This window comes from Citrobacter tructae (assembly GCF_004684345.1).
Classification (GTDB): domain Bacteria; phylum Pseudomonadota; class Gammaproteobacteria; order Enterobacterales; family Enterobacteriaceae; genus Citrobacter; species Citrobacter tructae.
In genome coordinates, this window is the sequence record NZ_CP038469.1 from 2,189,975 (window position 1) to 2,208,255 (window position 18,281).

General features: G+C 51.3%; 16 protein-coding genes. 10 read left to right on the forward strand and 6 right to left on the reverse strand.

Annotation, left to right across the window (positions count from 1 at the left end):
* Nucleotides 1–26 precede the first annotated feature (26 nt).
* The 5 genes from lon to bolA form a co-directional block, all read right to left on the reverse strand.
* Nucleotides 27–2,381 (reverse strand): endopeptidase La, encoded by a 2,355-nt coding sequence (gene lon / locus E4Z61_RS11365; RefSeq protein WP_016152052.1) that lies wholly within the window; start codon nucleotides 2,379–2,381, stop codon nucleotides 27–29.
* 184 nt (nucleotides 2,382–2,565) lie between these two features.
* Entirely contained in the window at nucleotides 2,566–3,840 is a 1,275-nt protein-coding gene (gene clpX, locus E4Z61_RS11370; protein ID WP_096758063.1) for an ATP-dependent protease ATP-binding subunit ClpX, read from the reverse strand.
* A 251-nt stretch (nucleotides 3,841–4,091) separates the two neighbouring features.
* Complete coding sequence (gene clpP, locus E4Z61_RS11375) at nucleotides 4,092–4,715, reverse strand: ATP-dependent Clp endopeptidase proteolytic subunit ClpP (protein WP_096758064.1); 624 nt, start codon at nucleotides 4,713–4,715, stop codon at nucleotides 4,092–4,094.
* 247 nt (nucleotides 4,716–4,962) lie between these two features.
* Entirely contained in the window at nucleotides 4,963–6,261 is a 1,299-nt protein-coding gene (gene tig / locus E4Z61_RS11380) for a trigger factor (protein ID WP_135322855.1), read from the reverse strand.
* Nucleotides 6,262–6,607: 346 nt separating this feature from the next.
* The gene (bolA, locus tag E4Z61_RS11390; RefSeq protein ID WP_135322857.1) at nucleotides 6,608–6,925 is read right to left on the reverse strand and encodes a transcriptional regulator BolA; all 318 of its coding nucleotides are present in this window, start codon (nucleotides 6,923–6,925) and stop codon (nucleotides 6,608–6,610) included.
* A gap of 306 nt (nucleotides 6,926–7,231) precedes the next feature.
* On the opposite strand from bolA, the gene E4Z61_RS11395 reads away from it, so the two are divergent.
* The 8 genes from E4Z61_RS11395 to E4Z61_RS11435 all read left to right on the forward strand — a co-directional run bounded on the left by E4Z61_RS11395 (nucleotide 7,232) and on the right by E4Z61_RS11435 (nucleotide 16,098).
* Nucleotides 7,232–7,810 (forward strand): lipoprotein, encoded by a 579-nt coding sequence (locus tag E4Z61_RS11395; RefSeq protein ID WP_135322858.1) that lies wholly within the window; start codon nucleotides 7,232–7,234, stop codon nucleotides 7,808–7,810.
* Between the two features lie 46 nt (nucleotides 7,811–7,856).
* Nucleotides 7,857–9,332, forward strand: a complete 1,476-nt coding sequence (ampG, locus tag E4Z61_RS11400) for a muropeptide MFS transporter AmpG (protein ID WP_135324926.1) — start codon at nucleotides 7,857–7,859, stop codon at nucleotides 9,330–9,332.
* Nucleotides 9,333–9,791: 459 nt separating this feature from the next.
* Nucleotides 9,792–10,739 carry a cytochrome o ubiquinol oxidase subunit II gene (gene cyoA, locus E4Z61_RS11410; RefSeq protein WP_135322859.1) on the forward strand — a complete coding sequence of 316 codons (948 nt, stop codon included), beginning with the start codon at nucleotides 9,792–9,794 and terminating at the stop codon, nucleotides 10,737–10,739.
* Nucleotides 10,740–10,758: 19 nt separating this feature from the next.
* On the forward strand, nucleotides 10,759–12,750 hold the full coding sequence (gene cyoB / locus E4Z61_RS11415) for a cytochrome o ubiquinol oxidase subunit I (protein ID WP_135322860.1): 1,992 nt from the start codon (nucleotides 10,759–10,761) through the stop codon (nucleotides 12,748–12,750).
* Nucleotides 12,740–13,354, forward strand: coding sequence for a cytochrome o ubiquinol oxidase subunit III (locus E4Z61_RS11420; RefSeq protein ID WP_135322861.1), 615 nt, complete (start codon nucleotides 12,740–12,742; stop codon nucleotides 13,352–13,354). The genes cyoB and E4Z61_RS11420 overlap by 11 nt, the downstream gene beginning before the upstream one ends.
* Nucleotides 13,354–13,683 carry a cytochrome o ubiquinol oxidase subunit IV gene (locus E4Z61_RS11425; RefSeq protein ID WP_135322862.1) on the forward strand — a complete coding sequence of 110 codons (330 nt, stop codon included), beginning with the start codon at nucleotides 13,354–13,356 and terminating at the stop codon, nucleotides 13,681–13,683. The genes E4Z61_RS11420 and E4Z61_RS11425 overlap by 1 nt, the downstream gene beginning before the upstream one ends.
* 11 nt (nucleotides 13,684–13,694) lie before the next feature.
* Entirely contained in the window at nucleotides 13,695–14,585 is an 891-nt protein-coding gene (cyoE, locus tag E4Z61_RS11430) for a heme o synthase (protein ID WP_100194043.1), read from the forward strand.
* A gap of 148 nt (nucleotides 14,586–14,733) precedes the next feature.
* Nucleotides 14,734–16,098 carry an MFS transporter gene (locus tag E4Z61_RS11435; RefSeq protein WP_135322863.1) on the forward strand — a complete coding sequence of 455 codons (1,365 nt, stop codon included), beginning with the start codon at nucleotides 14,734–14,736 and terminating at the stop codon, nucleotides 16,096–16,098.
* Between the two features lie 45 nt (nucleotides 16,099–16,143).
* Here E4Z61_RS11435 and E4Z61_RS11440 read toward each other — a convergent pair whose 3' ends face one another.
* A complete protein-coding gene (locus E4Z61_RS11440) occupies nucleotides 16,144–16,635 on the reverse strand; it encodes a YajQ family cyclic di-GMP-binding protein (RefSeq protein WP_096758076.1) in 492 nt (163 codons plus the stop codon).
* Nucleotides 16,636–16,809: 174 nt separating this feature from the next.
* On the opposite strand from E4Z61_RS11440, the gene panE reads away from it, so the two are divergent.
* Together panE and yajL are read left to right on the forward strand one after the other, a co-directional pair.
* On the forward strand, nucleotides 16,810–17,721 hold the full coding sequence (gene panE, locus E4Z61_RS11445) for a 2-dehydropantoate 2-reductase (protein WP_135322864.1): 912 nt from the start codon (nucleotides 16,810–16,812) through the stop codon (nucleotides 17,719–17,721).
* Nucleotides 17,684–18,274, forward strand: a complete 591-nt coding sequence (gene yajL, locus E4Z61_RS11450) for a protein deglycase YajL (RefSeq protein WP_135322865.1) — start codon at nucleotides 17,684–17,686, stop codon at nucleotides 18,272–18,274. Before panE ends, yajL begins: the two co-directional genes overlap by 38 nt.
* Nucleotides 18,275–18,281: the final 7 nt, after the last annotated feature.

Genomic DNA, 18,281 nt, shown 5'->3' on the forward strand with positions numbered 1-18,281 from the left:
TTATTAGTGCTCTTTGCGCGAGGTCACTATTTTGCCGTCACAACCTGCATTCCAGACGGTTCGTTTTGCAGCGCAAGAGTAAGAACTTCCTCAATGCGTTTCACCGGATGGATGTCCAGATCGGCGATAACGTTGTCCGGAATCTCTTCCAGGTCACGTTTGTTTTCATCAGGAATTAAGACCGTTTTGATACCGCCACGGTGTGCTGCCAACAGTTTTTCTTTCAAACCACCGATCGGCAGAACCTGACCACGCAGGGTAATTTCGCCGGTCATGGCGACATCCGCACGAACCGGATTCCCGGTCAGACAAGAGACCAGCGCGGTGCACATGGCAATACCCGCGCTCGGGCCGTCTTTTGGCGTCGCCCCTTCCGGTACGTGAACGTGGATGTCGCGTTTTTCGTAAAAATCCGGATTAATACCCAGTTTTTCCGCACGCGCACGCACCACGGTCAGTGCAGCCTGAATGGACTCCTGCATGACTTCGCCCAGAGAGCCGGTGTAGGTCAGCTTACCTTTACCCGGTACGCAGGCGGTTTCGATGGTCAGCAGATCGCCGCCAACTTCCGTCCACGCCAGACCGGTCACCTGACCCACGCGGTTTTCGTTGTCCGCACGGCCATAGTCAAAGCGCTGTACACCCAGGTAGTCATGCAGGTTATCGCCGTTGATCTCAATATGTTTCAGCGACTTATCAAGCAACAGCTGTTTAACCGCTTTGCGGCACAGTTTGGAGATTTCACGCTCCAGGCTACGCACGCCCGCTTCACGGGTGTAGTAACGAATAATGCCCACAATGGCGCTATCGTCGACCGTCAACTCGCCTTTTTTCAGCGCATTACGCTCAATCTGCTTCGGCAGCAGGTGGCGTTTAGCAATGTTCAGCTTTTCATCTTCGGTATAACCAGACAGACGGATCACTTCCATACGATCCAGCAACGGTGCCGGAATGTTCATGGAGTTAGACGTCGCAACAAACATCACGTCGCTGAGATCGTAGTCCACTTCCAGGTAGTGATCGCTGAACGCCACGTTCTGTTCTGGATCCAGCACTTCGAGCAGTGCTGAAGCCGGATCGCCGCGCATGTCGGAAGACATTTTGTCGATCTCATCGAGCAGGAACAGCGGGTTTTTAACGCCCACTTTAGCCATTTTTTGGATCAATTTGCCCGGCATTGAACCGATATAGGTCCGGCGGTGACCACGGATTTCCGCTTCGTCACGTACGCCGCCCAGCGCCATACGGATGTATTTACGTCCGGTGGCTTTGGCGATGGACTGTCCCAGAGAGGTTTTACCCACCCCTGGCGGCCCAACCAGACACAGGATCGGCCCCTTAATTTTGTTAACACGGCTTTGAACCGCAAGATACTCAAGAATGCGATCTTTCACGCGCTCCAGACCATAATGGTCGGTATCAAGGATTTCCTGCGCCTGACGCAGATCTTTTTTGACCTTGCTACGCGCGTTCCACGGCACCTGTACCATCCAGTCGATGTAGCCGCGTACCACGGTGGCTTCAGCCGACATCGGAGACATCATTTTCAGCTTCTGCAGTTCTGCTTCCGCTTTCTCTTTTGCCTCTTTCGGCATTTTCGCCGCGTCGATTTTACGCTTCAGCGCTTCGTTTTCATCCGGCGCATCGTCCATCTCGCCGAGCTCTTTCTGAATAGCTTTCATCTGCTCGTTCAGATAGTACTCACGCTGGGATTTTTCCATCTGCTTTTTCACGCGGTTGCGAATACGCTTCTCAACCTGCAGCAGATCGATTTCAGACTCCATCATCGCCATCAGATATTCCAGACGTTCGTTAACGTCGGACATCTCCAGCACGGACTGTTTGTCCGCCAGCTTCAGCGGCATATGCGCTGCGATGGTGTCCGCCAGACGTGCAGGATCGTCAATGCTATTAAGCGACGTCAGCACTTCTGGTGGGATTTTCTTGTTCAGCTTGATATAGCCTTCGAACTGGCTGATTGCGGTACGCACCAGCACTTCCTGTTCGCGCTCATCAATGGCCGGCGAATCAAGGTACTCTGCTTTCGCAGAGAAATGCTCGCCGTTATCAGACAGCGCAGAAATACGCGCGCGCTGTAACCCCTCGACCAGCACTTTTACGGTGCCGTCAGGCAGTTTCAGCATCTGCAAAATAGAGGCCACGGTCCCGACGGTGAAAAGATCGTTTACACCCGGCTCATCCGTTGACGCTTCTTTCTGTGCGACCAGCATGATTTTTTTATCATGGTCCATGGCCGCTTCCAGACAACGGATAGATTTTTCCCGCCCTACAAATAAGGGTATGACCATGTGCGGATAAACCACCACATCGCGCAACGGCAATACGGGGATTTCAATGCGTTCAGAACGCTCAGGATTCATAGAGCTCTCTCTTAGTTTAGTGTCCGCCAGGTAATCAGATGGTAAAGCTGTGCTTCTTACCACCGTTAACATGTATGTCAGTATATGGGGATGTTTCCCACACATTCAACGCCATGTTTACGGAAAAATAAAAGGGGAGATAAAATCCCCCCTTTTTGATTAACCGATTGTATGAAATGGTTAATTATTCGCCAGACGCCTGCTGCGCTTCCGGCTTACCGTAAATCAGTAATGGCTTGCTCTGACCACCGATAACGGACTCGTCGATGACCACTTTTTCGACGTCTTCCATGGAAGGCAGATCGTACATGGTGTCGAGCAGTGCGGCTTCTACGATAGAACGCAGACCACGCGCACCGGTTTTACGTGCCATCGCTTTCTTGGCGATAGCATCCAGCGCTTCATCACGGAATTCCAGATCCACACCTTCAAGATTGAACAGCGCCTGATACTGCTTGGTCAGGGCATTTTTCGGTTCTTTCAGGATCTGGATCAGTGCGTCTTCGCTCAGCTCGGTCAGCGTTGCCACTACTGGCAGACGACCGATGAACTCAGGGATCAGACCAAATTTGATCAGATCTTCCGGCTCAACCTGCGACAGCAGTTCGCCTTCGCTGGCTTTATCAGACTGGGCTTTTACCGTCGCGCCAAAACCAATGCCGGAGCCGGTTTCAACACGGTTAGCAATCACCTTATCCAGACCGGCAAATGCGCCACCACAGATAAACAGGATCTTAGAGGTATCAACCTGTAAGAACTCCTGCTGCGGATGCTTGCGTCCACCCTGCGGCGGAACAGCGGCAACCGTACCTTCGATCAGTTTCAACAGCGCTTGCTGTACGCCTTCGCCGGAAACATCACGCGTAATCGACGGGTTGTCTGATTTACGTGAGATCTTGTCGATCTCATCAATATAGACAATACCGCGCTGCGCTTTTTGCACGTCGTAATCGCACTTCTGCAACAATTTCTGAATGATATTTTCAACGTCCTCACCCACATAACCCGCTTCGGTCAGGGTGGTGGCGTCGGCCATGGTGAACGGAACGTCCAGCAGGCGCGCCAGCGTTTCAGCCAGCAGCGTTTTACCGGAACCCGTCGGGCCAATCAGCAGGATGTTACTTTTGCCCAACTCAACGCCATTGCTGGTGTCGCCGTTGCGCAGACGTTTGTAATGGTTGTATACCGCGACCGCCAGCACTTTCTTCGCCTGCTCCTGACCGATAACGTAATCGTCCAGGTGGTTGCGAATTTCATGTGGCGTCGGCAGCGCACTGCGTTCACGGTGCGGTGCTACTTCCTTAATCTCTTCGCGAATGATGTCGTTACATAAATCAACACATTCGTCGCAGATATACACGGATGGTCCGGCAATCAGCTTGCGCACTTCATGCTGGCTTTTGCCGCAAAAAGAGCAGTACAACAATTTGCCCGAGCCATCTTTGCGTTTATCTGTCATGGGTCAAAACCTCTTCTTTGTTCTTTGTGCCGCACACGACGACGCAAATGCCATTCTCAGGCGCAAGCCGCTTGTCAGCGTTGTGCCGCCCTTCATTAGTATATACACAAAATCATTCGAGCTACATCGAGGCGGCGACTAAGTGACTCCCCAGGCGCTTACATAAGTAAGTAACTGGGGGGAGCGCTGGCAGCCAACAAATAGGTAGCGTGAAGGATGAAGTGTATAGCGGCACACTTGCGCCCTCGGCATCAATTACGATGGGTCAAAATCGAGTCGACCAGACCATACTCTACTGCTTCAGAAGCAGAGAGGAAGCGATCGCGCTCGGTATCACGTTCAATCTGCTCAAGCGATTGACCCGTATGATGCGCCATGAGTTCATTCATGCGCCCTTTCACTTTAAGAATTTCACGGGCATGAATTTCAATATCCGTTGCCTGGCCCTGGTAACCGCCCAGAGGCTGGTGGATCATGACGCGAGAATTAGGCAGGCAGAAACGTTTATCTTTTGCCCCTGCAGTCAATAAGAACGCGCCCATTGAGCACGCCTGACCCATACAAATGGTGCTGACGTCCGGCTTAATAAACTGCATGGTGTCATAGATAGACATCCCTGCGGTAATCACCCCACCCGGGGAGTTGATGTACAGGTAGATATCTTTTTCCGGGTTTTCCGCTTCCAGGAACAGCATCTGCGCCACGATCAGGTTAGCCATATGGTCTTCGACCTGGCCTGTCAGAAAAATGACGCGTTCCTTAAGTAGACGAGAATAGATATCAAAAGAGCGCTCGCCACGTGAGGTCTGTTCAATGACCATCGGCACCAGCGCCATATGGGGTGCAAAGTTATCTCGTTCGCCGCTGTATGACATTTCCGTCTCCTGGATAAAATTTGAAAAAACCTGCTGTGCTGATTGTAACCTTATGGACGGATTATCAGCTAGTCCCTCTGTAATGGGTACGACATCGCCATAATTCAAGCATAACAATCTTTTGTTGTAACGCTAACACTGAAACGGTGTTTTCGCACTCTTCCCATGCAAAATGCGTGACAAAAAAAAACCCGCCACCGGAAGGTGACGGGCTTATGTGCGAATTTCGTGCTAAAAAAGCAACGAATTACGCCTGCTGGTTCATCAGTTCATTGAAGGTAGTGGCTTTTTCAGACACTTTCGCTTTCGCCAGAACTGCTTCAACAGCCTGCTCTTCCAGAGCGACGTTGCGCATGTTTTCCATCAGCTCTTTGTTTTTGCTGTAGAATTCAACAACTTCTTTCGGATCTTCATAAGCAGAAGCCATCTCTTCGATCAGGCCTTTTACGCGTTCTTCATCAGCTTTCAGCTCGTTGGTACGAATCACTTCGCCCAGCAGCAGACCAACAACAACGCGACGCTTAGCCTGTTCTTCGAACAGTTCACGCGGCAGTTCCAGAGCTTGTTTCTCGTTGCCACCGAAACGCTGTGCAGCCTGACGACGCAGAACATCGATTTCGTTGTCGATCATAGCAACAGGAACGTCGATGTCGTTCGCTTTTACCAGACCTTCGATCGCCTGAGACTTAACGCGGTTACGCACGGCGCCTTTCAGCTCGCGTTCCATGTTTTTACGCACTTCAGCACGCAGACCGGCAACAGAACCATCTTCCACGCCGAAACGCTTGATGAATTCTTCAGTCAATTCTGGCAGTTCGCGTTCTTCAACTTTCTTCAGGTTGATAACGAATTTAGCCGCTTTACCTTTCAGGTTTTCAGCGTGGTAATCTTCCGGGAAGGTTACTTCGATAGTGAACTCTTCGCCAGCTTTGTGACCTTTAACGCCTTCTTCAAAGCCCGGGATCATACGACCCTGGCCCATCGCCAGTACGAAGTCAGACGCTTTGCCGCCTTCGAACTCTTCGCCGTCTACAGAACCAGTGAAGTCGATGGTGACGCGGTCTTCTGCATCAGCAGCGCCGTCTTTGTCTTTCCAGGTAGCCTGCTGCTTGCGCAGGGTATCCAGCATAACGTCAACGTCAGCGTCGGTGACTTCAACAACCGGTTTTTCAACTTCGATTGCGTCCAGACCGGTCAGTTCAACTTCCGGATAAACTTCAAATTCTACCGCGTAGGTGAAATCTTCACCCAGCTTGTATTCGCCCGGAACGTAGGTCGGGGAGCCAGCCGGATTAATTTTTTCTTTGATGATTGCATCAACGAAGTGACGGCTCATCAGGTCACCCAGAACGTCCTGGCGAACAGAAGCGCCATAACGCTGAGCAACAACATTCATCGGTACTTTTCCCTTGCGAAAGCCGTCAATACGCACTTTCTTCGCTACGTTGACCAGCTCGCTTTTCACAGCGGTCTCGATGCTGTCAGCAGCGATAGTAATCGTTACACGGCGGCCAAGGCCTTGAGTGGTTTCAACTGAAACTTGCATCTTGTTACCTCAAAAAATCACAGTGCTCGGTCAACTCTTCTCCGCAAGCACAGGTTGTTGGCTTCGCGGAACCGGGATGTTCTCATAATCAATCACATTCCCTGTCGTCAGAATCATCCCGAAGACATTCCGAAAAATAAGACGCGCATTATAGCGGCATCACTTTTATGAGTCGAGAACGGTTATCGCGCGTTGCTGCGGCTTTTTTCACAATTCCCGGCTAATTTTTGTCTGAATACTGTACGCCTGCCCCAGAATTCAGACAAAACAAAACGGCCCGCAGGCCGTTTTCACATAATCTGTAGCAACATACTGGAAAAGCGCCGGTTGTTGCAAATCCGTTTTTCTACGCGATGCTTCCCGCTCCACGACAGGGAGGCGATGCAAATATCGTGTCCTGCAACGCTTCCCACTCCTTAATGGTGTAGGTATGCAGGGCAAGCGCATGTACGGTTGTGGAGAGTTCCGCCGTTAACGTACTGTAAATCATCCGATGGCGATTAAGAAAACGTTCACCTGTAAAGCGATCGCTGACCAGCACAACCTTAAAGTGGCTTTCAGAACCTGCCGGAACATTGTGACGATAGCTTTCATCCACAACTTCGAGGAACACGGGTTGGAACGCTGCCCTTAATTTTTCTTCTATTTTCTCACGAATCATCATGAAATTTTTCCTCCGACAACGCTGAGATGTCACCCATCCCTTTAAATACTAGCCGCTTTTACCGTTTCCATTACACCTTAGCAACAAAAAATTAGCGTTTATCTGATTTTCTCATTCAAACGAATGAAGTTCACTGGTTCATCTGTTCGTTTTATTGCAAAAAGTCCATTTATAGTCTCACTAAAGTAGATAAACGGACAACACGATGAATTTACATGCGTTACCCACTTCCCCTCATCGTAGGCGATGTTATGATGGCGGGAATTTTCTCTAACCATACAATTTAGATTCGCTGAGACCCCTGGCATGTTTAAAAAAATCCTTTTTCCGTTAGTCGCGCTGTTTATGTTGGCTGGATGTGCAACCCCACCGACCACCATCGACGTTTCCCCGAAAATCACCCTGCCGCAGCAGGACCCAAGTCTGATGGGTGTGACCGTCAGCATTAACGGGGCCGATCAGCGTCAGGATCAGGCACTGGCAAAAGTGACTCGCGACAACCAGCTGGTTACCCTGACCGCTTCCCGCGATCTGCGCTTCCTGCTGCAAGAAGTGCTGGAAAAACAGATGACTGCGCGTGGTTATATGATTGGCCCGAACGGTGCAGTTAACCTGCAAATCATTGTTAGCCAGCTGTATGCTGACGTGTCTCAGGGTAGCGTGCGCTATAACATCGCCACCAAAGCAGACATCGCCATTATTGCAACCGCAGCTAACGGCAGCAAAATGACCAAAAACTACCGCGCAAGCTACTCTGTTGAAGGCGCATTGCAGGCCTCTAACAAAAATATTGCTGATGCCGTAAACAGCGTCCTGACCGATACCATCGCTGATATGTCTCAGGACACCAGCATTCACGATTTCATCAAGCAGAACGCTCGTTAATTTAAGCCCCTGACCCGGCATTGCGCCGGGTCAACTATAAATGCCCATGCCCAGTCACTACTTACGCATTTTTCAACAACCAAAATCAGCGATTCTGCTGATGTTGGGTTTTGCCTCCGGATTACCGCTCGCGCTGACCTCCGGCACGCTTCAGGCGTGGATGACGGTCGAGAACATCGATCTTAAAACCATTGGTTTCTTTTCCCTGGTCGGTCAGGCCTACGTTTTTAAGTTTCTCTGGTCCCCGGTGATGGACCGCTACACGCCACCGTTTTTGGGTCGACGTCGCGGCTGGCTACTCACCACGCAGATTTTTCTGCTCATTTCTATTGCCGCGATGGGTTTTCTTGAGCCCGGCACGCAGCTGCGCTGGATGGCGGCGCTCGCCGTGGTCATCGCCTTTTGCTCAGCGTCGCAGGATATCGTCTTTGACGCCTGGAAGACGGACGTTTTACCCGCCGAAGAACGCGGAACCGGCGCTGCCATCAGCGTACTCGGCTACCGATTAGGGATGCTGGTTTCCGGTGGTCTGGCCCTGTGGATGGCCGATCGCTGGCTGGGCTGGCAAGGCATGTACTGGCTGATGGCAGCCCTGCTGGTGCCGTGTATTATCGCCACCCTGTTAGCCCCCGAACCCACAGATGCTATTCCGGTTCCTAAAACGCTGGAACAAGCGGTTGCCGCACCGCTGCGCGATTTCTTTGGCCGTAACAACGCCTGGCTGATCCTGCTGTTGATTGTGCTGTATAAACTCGGTGATGCCTTCGCCATGAGCCTGACCACCACGTTTTTGATCCGTGGTGTTGGATTTGATGCCGGTGAAGTCGGCGTGGTCAATAAAACGCTGGGGCTACTGGCGACGATTGTTGGCGCACTGTACGGCGGGATCCTGATGCAGCGCCTGTCACTGTTTCGCGCATTGCTGATTTTCGGTATTTTGCAGGGCGCGTCAAACGCAGGTTACTGGCTGCTCTCCATTACCGACAAACATATGTTCAGCATGGGTGCGGCGGTGTTCTTCGAAAATCTGTGCGGTGGTATGGGGACCGCGGCATTTGTCGCCCTGTTGATGACGCTGTGTAATAAATCCTTCTCCGCAACGCAATTTGCCCTGCTTTCCGCGCTTTCGGCTGTTGGACGCGTTTACGTAGGCCCGGTGGCTGGTTGGTTTGTCGAAGCGCACGGCTGGCCCACGTTTTATCTGTTCTCGGTTTTTGCCGCGATCCCTGGCCTTATTCTGTTGCTGGTTTGTCGCCAAACGCTGGAGCATAGCTGGCAAAACGAAAGTTTTATCCCGCGCACAGAGTTTCGCGGCGCGTACAATCTGGCATTAATGACGCTGATAGTGGGTTGCTGTTTGCTGGCGGTCTGGCTGTTATTGCTGACGATGAACGCCCTGGATTACACTAACTTCTCTTTCCTGTCGGAACTGCTTGAAGTGGCAGTCGTGGTCGCCGTCTGCGGTGTGGTATTCGGTGGATTGCTGGATTATTTGGCGCTGCGCAAAACTCGTCTGGCGTAATCTGACCGGTTTATTTGGCCGTTGTAATAACCCTGCGTAATTATAACGGCTAAATAAACAACAATTAATAAAAATATAATTTGTTGTTTTGTGCGCCATAGATTTTGGAAATTATTGACGCCTTTTATAAATTCTATTTTCCTTACTCGATTCAGCCAATACCATTCTATTTCTTGCTCTCTAATTGTCTCTTTATTGATAATCAATTGTTAATTAATTGTTTTATTTTCACATTGGTTATACCAATTGCCCCCCACGTAGCCCCCACGCTCCCGCTTTCGTTATAACGTGATGATGCAACAGGTTCTTAATGTCAATGCTGCGTATATTGCAACATATGTGACATGCACGGCAGAACCCGGTAACACAGATCCAATGATGTTTACAGTAATGTAACCTTCCCGTAAAATGCCCTCACACTTTAAACGCCACCCGGTCCCGTGGAATTGAGGTCGTTAAATGAGACTCAGGAAATACAATAAAAGTTTGGGATGGTTGTCATTAATTGCAGGCACTGCATTACTCAGTGGCTGTAATTCTGCGCTGCTTGACCCTAAAGGACAGATTGGACTGGAACAACGTTCATTGATACTGACGGCATTTGGCCTGATGTTGATTGTCGTTATTCCTGCCATCTTGATGGCTGTTGGTTTTGCCTGGAAGTACCGTGCAAGCAATAAAGATGCAAAGTACAGCCCGAACTGGTCACACTCCAATAAAGTGGAAGCTGTGGTCTGGACGGTGCCGATTCTGATCATCATTTTCCTTGCTGTACTGACCTGGAAAACCACTCACGCACTTGAGCCAAGCAAGCCGCTGGCGCATGACGAGAAGCCCATTACCATCGAAGTGGTTTCCATGGACTGGAAATGGTTCTTCATCTATCCGGAACAAGGTATCGCTACCGTGAATGAAATCGCCTTCCCGGCGAACACTCCGGTTGAATTCAAAGTGACATCAAACTCCGTGATGAACTCTTTCTTCATCCCACGTCTGGGTAGCCAGATTTATGCCATGGCCGGTATGCAGACTCGACTGCATCTGATCGCCAACGAAGTCGGTACTTATGATGGTATCTCCGCAAGCTATAGCGGACCTGGCTTCTCCGGCATGAAGTTCAAGGCTATCGCAACAAAGGACCGCGCCGAATTCGACCAATGGGTTGCTAAAGCTAAACAGTCCACGAACACCATGAGTGATATGGCTGCGTTCGAAAAAGTGGCTGCGCCAAGCGAATACAACCAGGTGGAATACTTCTCCAACGTGAAACCCGATTTGTTTAAAGATGTTATTAACAAATTTATGGCTCACGGTAAGAGCATGGACATGGCCAAACCAGAAGGTGAGCACAGCGCACACGAAGGAATGGAAGGCATGGACATGAGCCACGCGGAATCCGCTCACTAAGGGGCCGAGGAAGAATACGATGTTCGGAAAATTGACACTGGATGCAGTCCCGTTCCATGAACCAATCGTCATGGTTACGATCGCTGCCATTATCATCGGTGGAGCGGCCTTACTGGGCCTTATCACTTACTTCGGTAAGTGGACCTACCTGTGGAAAGAGTGGCTGACTTCGGTTGACCACAAACGCCTTGGCATCATGTATGTCATCGTCGCAATCGTCATGTTGATTCGTGGTTTTGCCGACGCCATCATGATGCGTAGTCAGCAAGCGCTGGCTTCCGCAGGTGAAGCAGGCTTCCTGCCACCGCACCACTACGACCAGATCTTCACGGCTCACGGCGTGATCATGATCTTCTTCGTCGCAATGCCATTTGTTATCGGTCTGATGAACCTGGTGGTTCCACTGCAGATCGGCGCGCGTGACGTTGCCTTCCCATTCCTGAACAACCTGAGCTTCTGGTTCACCGTTGTCGGCGTTATCCTGGTTAACCTGTCTCTGGGCGTAGGTGAGTTCGCACAGACCGGTTGGCTGGCGTACCCGCCGCTCTCGGGAATAGAGTACAGTCCAAGCGTTGGGGTTGATTATTGGATATGGGCGGTGCAGTTGTCCGGTATTGGTACAACCTTAACCGGTATCAACTTCTTTGTGACCATCATTAAGATGCGTGCACCAGGTATGACGATGTTCAAGATGCCGGTATTTACCTGGGCATCTCTGTGCGCCAACATCCTGATTATCGCTTCTTTCCCAATCCTGACGGTTACCGTCGCGTTGCTAACCCTGGATCGCTATCTGGGCACCCATTTCTTTACCAACGATATGGGCGGCAACATGATGATGTACATCAACCTGATTTGGGCCTGGGGCCATCCGGAAGTGTACATTCTGGTTCTGCCGGTCTTCGGGGTGTTCTCCGAAATCGCTGCAACCTTCTCGCGTAAACGCCTGTTTGGCTACACCTCGCTGGTGTGGGCAACCGTGTGTATTACCGTTCTGTCGTTCGTTGTTTGGCTGCACCACTTCTTCACCATGGGTGCAGGCGCTAACGTTAACGCCTTCTTCGGTATTACCACTATGATCATCGCCATCCCGACCGGGGTGAAGATCTTCAACTGGCTGTTCACCATGTACCAAGGCCGTATCGTATTCCACTCAGCGATGCTGTGGACGATTGGCTTTATCGTGACCTTCTCAGTCGGCGGTATGACCGGCGTACTGCTGGCGGTTCCGGGTGCGGACTTCGTGCTGCACAACAGCCTGTTCCTTATTGCCCACTTCCATAACGTTATCATCGGCGGCGTCGTATTTGGTTGCTTCGCTGGTATGACTTACTGGTGGCCAAAAGCGTTTGGCTTCACGCTGAACGAAACGTGGGGCAAACGCGCATTCTGGTTGTGGATCATCGGCTTCTTCGTGGCATTTATGCCGCTGTACGTGCTGGGCTTTATGGGTATGACCCGTCGTCTCAGCCAGCAGATTGACCCGCAGTTCCACCCGATGTTGGTCGTTGCCGCCTGTGGCGCCGCGCTGATTGCACTGGGTATTCTGTGCCAGCTGATTCAGATCTACGTTTCTATTCGCGACCGCGAGCAGAACCGTGACCTGACCGGTGACCCATGGGGTGGCCGTACGCTGGAGTGGGCAACCTCTTCCCCGCCCCCATTCTATAACTTTGCCGTTGTGCCACACGTTCACGAGCGTGATGCCTTCTGGGAAATGAAAGAAAAAGGTGAAGCGTACAAGCAGCCTGCGCACTATGAAGAAATTCATATGCCGAAGAATAGCGGTGCCGGTATCGTCATTACCGCCTTCGCAACACTGTTTGGTTTCGCCATGATCTGGCATATCTGGTGGCTCGCGATCGCAAGCTTCGCTGGCATGATTATCAGCTGGATTGTGAAAAGCTTTGATGAAGACGTGGATTACTACGTGCCGGTCCCGGAAGTCGAAAAACTGGAAAATCAGCATTTCGACGAGATTACTAAGGCAGGGCTGAAAAATGGCAACTGATACTTTAGCGCACGCGAATGCCCACGCGCACGAACACGGGCACCACGATGCAGGCCAGACCAAAATCTTCGGATTTTGGGTCTACCTGATGAGCGACTGCATTCTGTTCTCTATTCTGTTTGCGACCTATGCCGTTCTGGTGAACGGCACCGCGGGTGGCCCAACAGGTAAGGACATTTTTGAGCTGCCGTTCGTACTGGTAGAAACTTTCCTGCTGTTATTCAGCTCCATTACTTACGGCATGGCGGCGATCGCCATGTACAAAGACAACAAGAGCCAGGTAATTTCCTGGCTGGCGTTGACCTTCTTGTTCGGTGCCGGATTCATCGGGATGGAAATCTATGAATTCCATCACCTGATCGTTAACGGTATGGGCCCGGATCGTAGTGGCTTCCTGTCGGCGTTCTTCGCGCTGGTCGGTACGCACGGTCTGCACGTCACCTCCGGTCTTATCTGGATGGCGGTGCTGATGGTGCAAGTTGCCCGTCGCGGCCTGACCAGCACTAACCGTACCCGCATCATGTGCCTGAGCCTGTTCTGGCACTTCCTGGATGTGGTGTGGATCTGCGTGTTTACTGTTGTTTATCTGATGGGGGCGATGTAATGAGTCATTCTAACGTGAGCGGCGGCGCATCCCATGGCAGCGTAAAAACCTACATGACAGGTTTTATCCTGTCGATCATCCTGACGGTCATTCCGTTCTGGATGGTGATGACAGGTTCTGCCTCTCCTGCCGTCATTCTGGGGACCATCCTCGCAATGGCAGTAGTACAGATATTGGTTCACCTGGTGTGCTTCTTGCACATGAATAGCAAATCTGATGAAGGTTGGAACATGACGGCCTTTGTCTTTACTGTGCTAATCATCGCCATTCTGGTTGTGGGCTCCATCTGGATTATGTGGAACCTGAACTACAACATGATGATGCACTAAGAGCGGCGATTATGATGTTTAAGCAATACCTGCAAGTAACGAAACCAGGCATCATCTTTGGCAACCTGATCTCGGTGATTGGTGGATTCCTGCTGGCCTCGAAAGGCAGTATTGATTATCCCCTGTTTATCTACACGTTGGTTGGGGTGTCACTGGTTGTGGCGTCGGGTTGTGTATTTAACAACTACATCGACAGGGATATCGACAGGAAGATGGAGAGGACCAAAAACCGCGTGCTGGTTAAAGGTCTGATTTCCCCTGCGGTCTCGCTGGTATACGCCACCTTGCTGGGTATTGCTGGCTTTATGCTGCTGTGGTTTGGCGCGAACCCTCTGGCCTGCTGGCTGGGGGTAATGGGCTTCGTGGTGTATGTGGGCGTTTATAGCCTGTACATGAAGCGCCATTCCGTATATGGCACGTTGATTGGCTCACTCTCCGGCGCTGCGCCGCCGGTGATTGGCTACTGCGCCGTAACCGGTGTGTTCGACAGCGGTGCGCTGATTCTGCTGGCTATTTTCAGCCTGTGGCAGATGCCGCACTCTTACGCCATTGCGATTTTCCGCTTTAAGGATTATCAGGCTGCCAACATCCCGGTTCTGCCGGTGGTGAAAGGCATTTCGGTGGCGAAGAACCATATCACACTGTACATCGTAGCATTTGCTATCGCGACCCTGATGCTCACTCTCGGTGGCTATGCCGGTTATAAATACCTGATTGTCGCGGCTGCAGTAAGTGTCTGGTGGTTGGGCATGGCGCTGCGCGGTTATAAAGTGGAAGATGACAGAGTCTGGGCGCGCAAGCTGTTCGGTTTCTCCATCATCGCTATTACTGCGCTCTCCGTAATGATGTCCGTCGACTTTATGGTGCCAAACTCGCAGAATCTGCTTACTTACGTCTGGTAAAAATCTGCTCATGCAAAAAGGGTGCTTCGGCACCCTTTTTTTATTCACATCATAAATACGACACAATGTCATATCTGTTAAATAACCACGTATTTACCCTGCCTGCATACCGCTTTACACTAGGCGCGAAATTAACACAGAGGTGGGAATGAACGATTATAAAATGACGCCCGGTGAGTTGCGCGCCACCTGGGGTTTAGGGACCGTATTCTCGTTGCGCATGCTTGGCATGTTTATGGTCCTGCCGGTTCTGACCACATACGGCATGGCACTACAGGGTGCCAGCGAAGCACTGATCGGACTTGCCATCGGCATTTATGGTCTGGCACAGGCCGTCTTTCAAATCCCCTTTGGTCTGCTCTCTGACCGCATTGGCCGTAAGCCGCTTATCGTCGGTGGGCTGGCGGTATTCGTTTTCGGTAGCGTGATTGCCGCGCTATCAGATTCTATTTGGGGAATTATTCTCGGTCGCGCATTGCAAGGTTCCGGGGCGATTGCAGCCGCCGTAATGGCGCTGCTGTCCGACTTAACCCGTGAGCAAAACCGAACTAAAGCGATGGCGTTTATCGGCGTCAGCTTTGGCATCACCTTCGCCATTGCGATGGTGTTGGGGCCAATCGTCACTCATGCGCTGGGGCTACACGCGCTGTTCTGGATGATTGCAGCTCTTGCTACCACGGGTATCGTGCTGACCATTTGGGTCGTTCCCAATAGCACCAACCACGTGCTGAACCGCGAGTCGGGCATGGTGAAGGGCAGCTTCAGCAAAGTTCTGGCTGAGCCCAAACTGCTGAAGCTCAATTTCGGTATCATGTGCCTGCACATTTTATTAATGTCTACCTTCGTCGCGCTGCCAGGCCAGCTTGCAAAAGCGGGTTTCCCTGCTGCCGAGCACTGGAAAATTTACCTGGTGACGATGCTGCTGTCCTTTGTTTCCGTGGTGCCGTTCATCATTTACGCCGAAGTGAAACGTCGGATGAAGCGCGTGTTCCTGTCGTGCGTGGTGCTGATCCTCATCGCAGAGATTGTGCTGTGGAGCGCTGACGTTCATTTCTGGGGACTGATTGCGGGCGTGCAGCTATTCTTCCTCGCCTTTAACCTGATGGAAGCCCTCCTCCCTTCGCTTATCAGCAAAGAATCGCCTGCGGGTTACAAAGGCACAGCGATGGGCGTTTACTCCACCAGCCAGTTTCTTGGCGTAGCGATTGGCGGATCGCTGGGCGGTTGGCTGGTCGAAATGTTTGATGGTCAGACCGTGTTCCTGGCTGGCGCACTGCTGGCGGCAATTTGGTTGTTGGTGGCCAGCACAATGAAAGAACCGCCGTATGTCAGCAGCCTGCGCGTGGAAATCCCACCTGAGATTGCCGCAGATGACACACTGAAACAACGACTGCTGGCAAATGAAGGCGTGAGCGAAGTGTTAATTGTGGCAAAAGAGCATTCTGCCTACGTGAAAATCGACAGCAAAGTGACCAATCGATTTGAAGTTGAGCAGGCAATAAGCCAGGCGTGATGATGAGATTGTCAGATGGCGGTTTGTGCCATCTGACATAACGACTTAGTCGCGGAAGTTCTTAAACTGGAACGGCTGGCCGAGATCACCACCGCGAACCAACGCCATGACGGATTGCAGATCGTCACGCGCCTTGCCGGTAACACGAATTTCTTCGCCCTGAATCTGCGCTTGCACCTTCAGTTTGCTGTCTTTAATCAGCTTGACGATTTTTTTCTGTACCGCGCTTTCAATGCCCTGCTTCAGTTTCGCTTCCACAAACCAGGTTTTCCCGCTGTGGGTGAACGTTTCCGGTACGTCCAACGACGTCCCTTCAATCCCACGCTTCAGCAGCTTGGCGCGCAAAATATCCAACAGCTGATTGACCTGAAAATCAGACTCGCTCAGCACCTTAATGGTCTTATTTGCTTCGTTCAGCTCAAAAGTGGCTTCAACGCCACGAAAATCAAAGCGTGACTCTACTTCACGGCTCGCATTATCGACCGCGTTACGCGCTTCCTGAAGATCAACTTCAGAGACAATATCGAAAGATGGCATCTTTTCCTCTCCCTTCGTTTTTGATGCGAAGCATAATACCTGCAAAGTTACTCAACAGACAGCGCTATACTAGGCTGTATCCCCTAATTGTACGTGGCAAAGGTAGCAGCGAACAATAATGGGATGCAGACGATATGGATTAACACCTGGTGCTGTTGCAGGTGAGGAGGATGAATGAGAATTACCGTACTGGGATGTGGAGCCTTAGGGCAGCTTTGGCTTACAGCGCTGTGTAAACATGGACATGAAGTTCAAGGGTGGCTACGCGTGCCACAACCTTATTGCAGCGTTAATTTGATTGACACGGATGGGTCGGTTTTTAATGAATACCTGACGGCAAACGACCCCGACTTTTTGGCAAAAAGCGATCTGTTGCTGGTGACGCTTAAAGCCTGGCAGGTTTCTGATGCGGTAAAAAGTCTGGCAACCATTCTGCCCAAAACCACCCCAATACTGTTAATTCACAATGGAATGGGCACTATTGATGAACTGCAAAGCATTGCGCAGCCACTTTTAATAGGTACCACCACGCATGCCGCACGCCGTGATGGCAACGTCATTATCCATGTGGCAAAAGGGACAACGCGTATTGGTCCGGCGCGTGAACAGGATGGTGATTTCAGCTATCTGGCTGAGATCCTGCAAGATGTGCTGCCGGACGTTGCCTGGCACGACAACATCCGCGCAGAACTGTGGCGCAAACTGGCGGTCAATTGCGTCATTAACCCGCTTACCGCGCTGTGGAACTGCCAAAACGGTGAGCTACGCCAGCACCCTGAAAAAATAGCGCTAATCTGTCAGGAAGTCGCGGCGGTTATCGAACGCGAAGGCCACCACACATCAGTGGATGATTTACGCTATTATGTCGAGCAAGTGATTGACAGTACGGCGGAAAATATCTCATCGATGCTGCAAGACATTCGTGCCCTGCGCCATACCGAGATCGATTACATTACCGGCTATTTGTTAAAACGCGCCCGCGCGCACGGCATCGCCGTCCCGGAAAATGCCCACCTGTTTGAAATGGTTAAGAGAAAGGAAAGTGAGTATGAGCGCTCAAGCACTGGTATGTCTCGCCCCTGGTAGTGAAGAGACCGAAGCGGTCACTACTATCGATCTACTGGTACGTGGAGGAATTAAGGTCACGACCGCCAGCGTAGCCAGCGATGGCAACCTGACAATTGTGTGCTCGCGCGGCGTAAAACTGCTGGCGGATGCGCCGTTGGTCGAAGTCGCTGATGGCGATTATGACATCATCATCCTGCCCGGCGGTATTAAAGGCGCGGAGTGTTTCCGTGACAGCCCACTGCTGGTTGAGACCGTAAAACAGTTTCACCGCTCTGGACGCATTGTCGCGGCAATTTGCGCCGCTGCCGCCACAGTGCTTGTCCCACATGATATTTTCCCCATCGGCAACATGACCGGTTTCCCGGCGCTGAAAGAGAAGATTCCAGCTGAACAGTGGCAGGATAAGCGCGTCGTGTGGGATCCGCGCGTTAACCTGTTAACCAGCCAGGGACCAGGCACCTCCATCGATTTTGGTTTAAAAATCATCGATCTCCTGGTGAGTCGCGAAAAAGCCCATGAGGTGGCATCACAACTGGTGATGGCTGCGGGAATTTATAACTACTACGAGTAAATCTTCA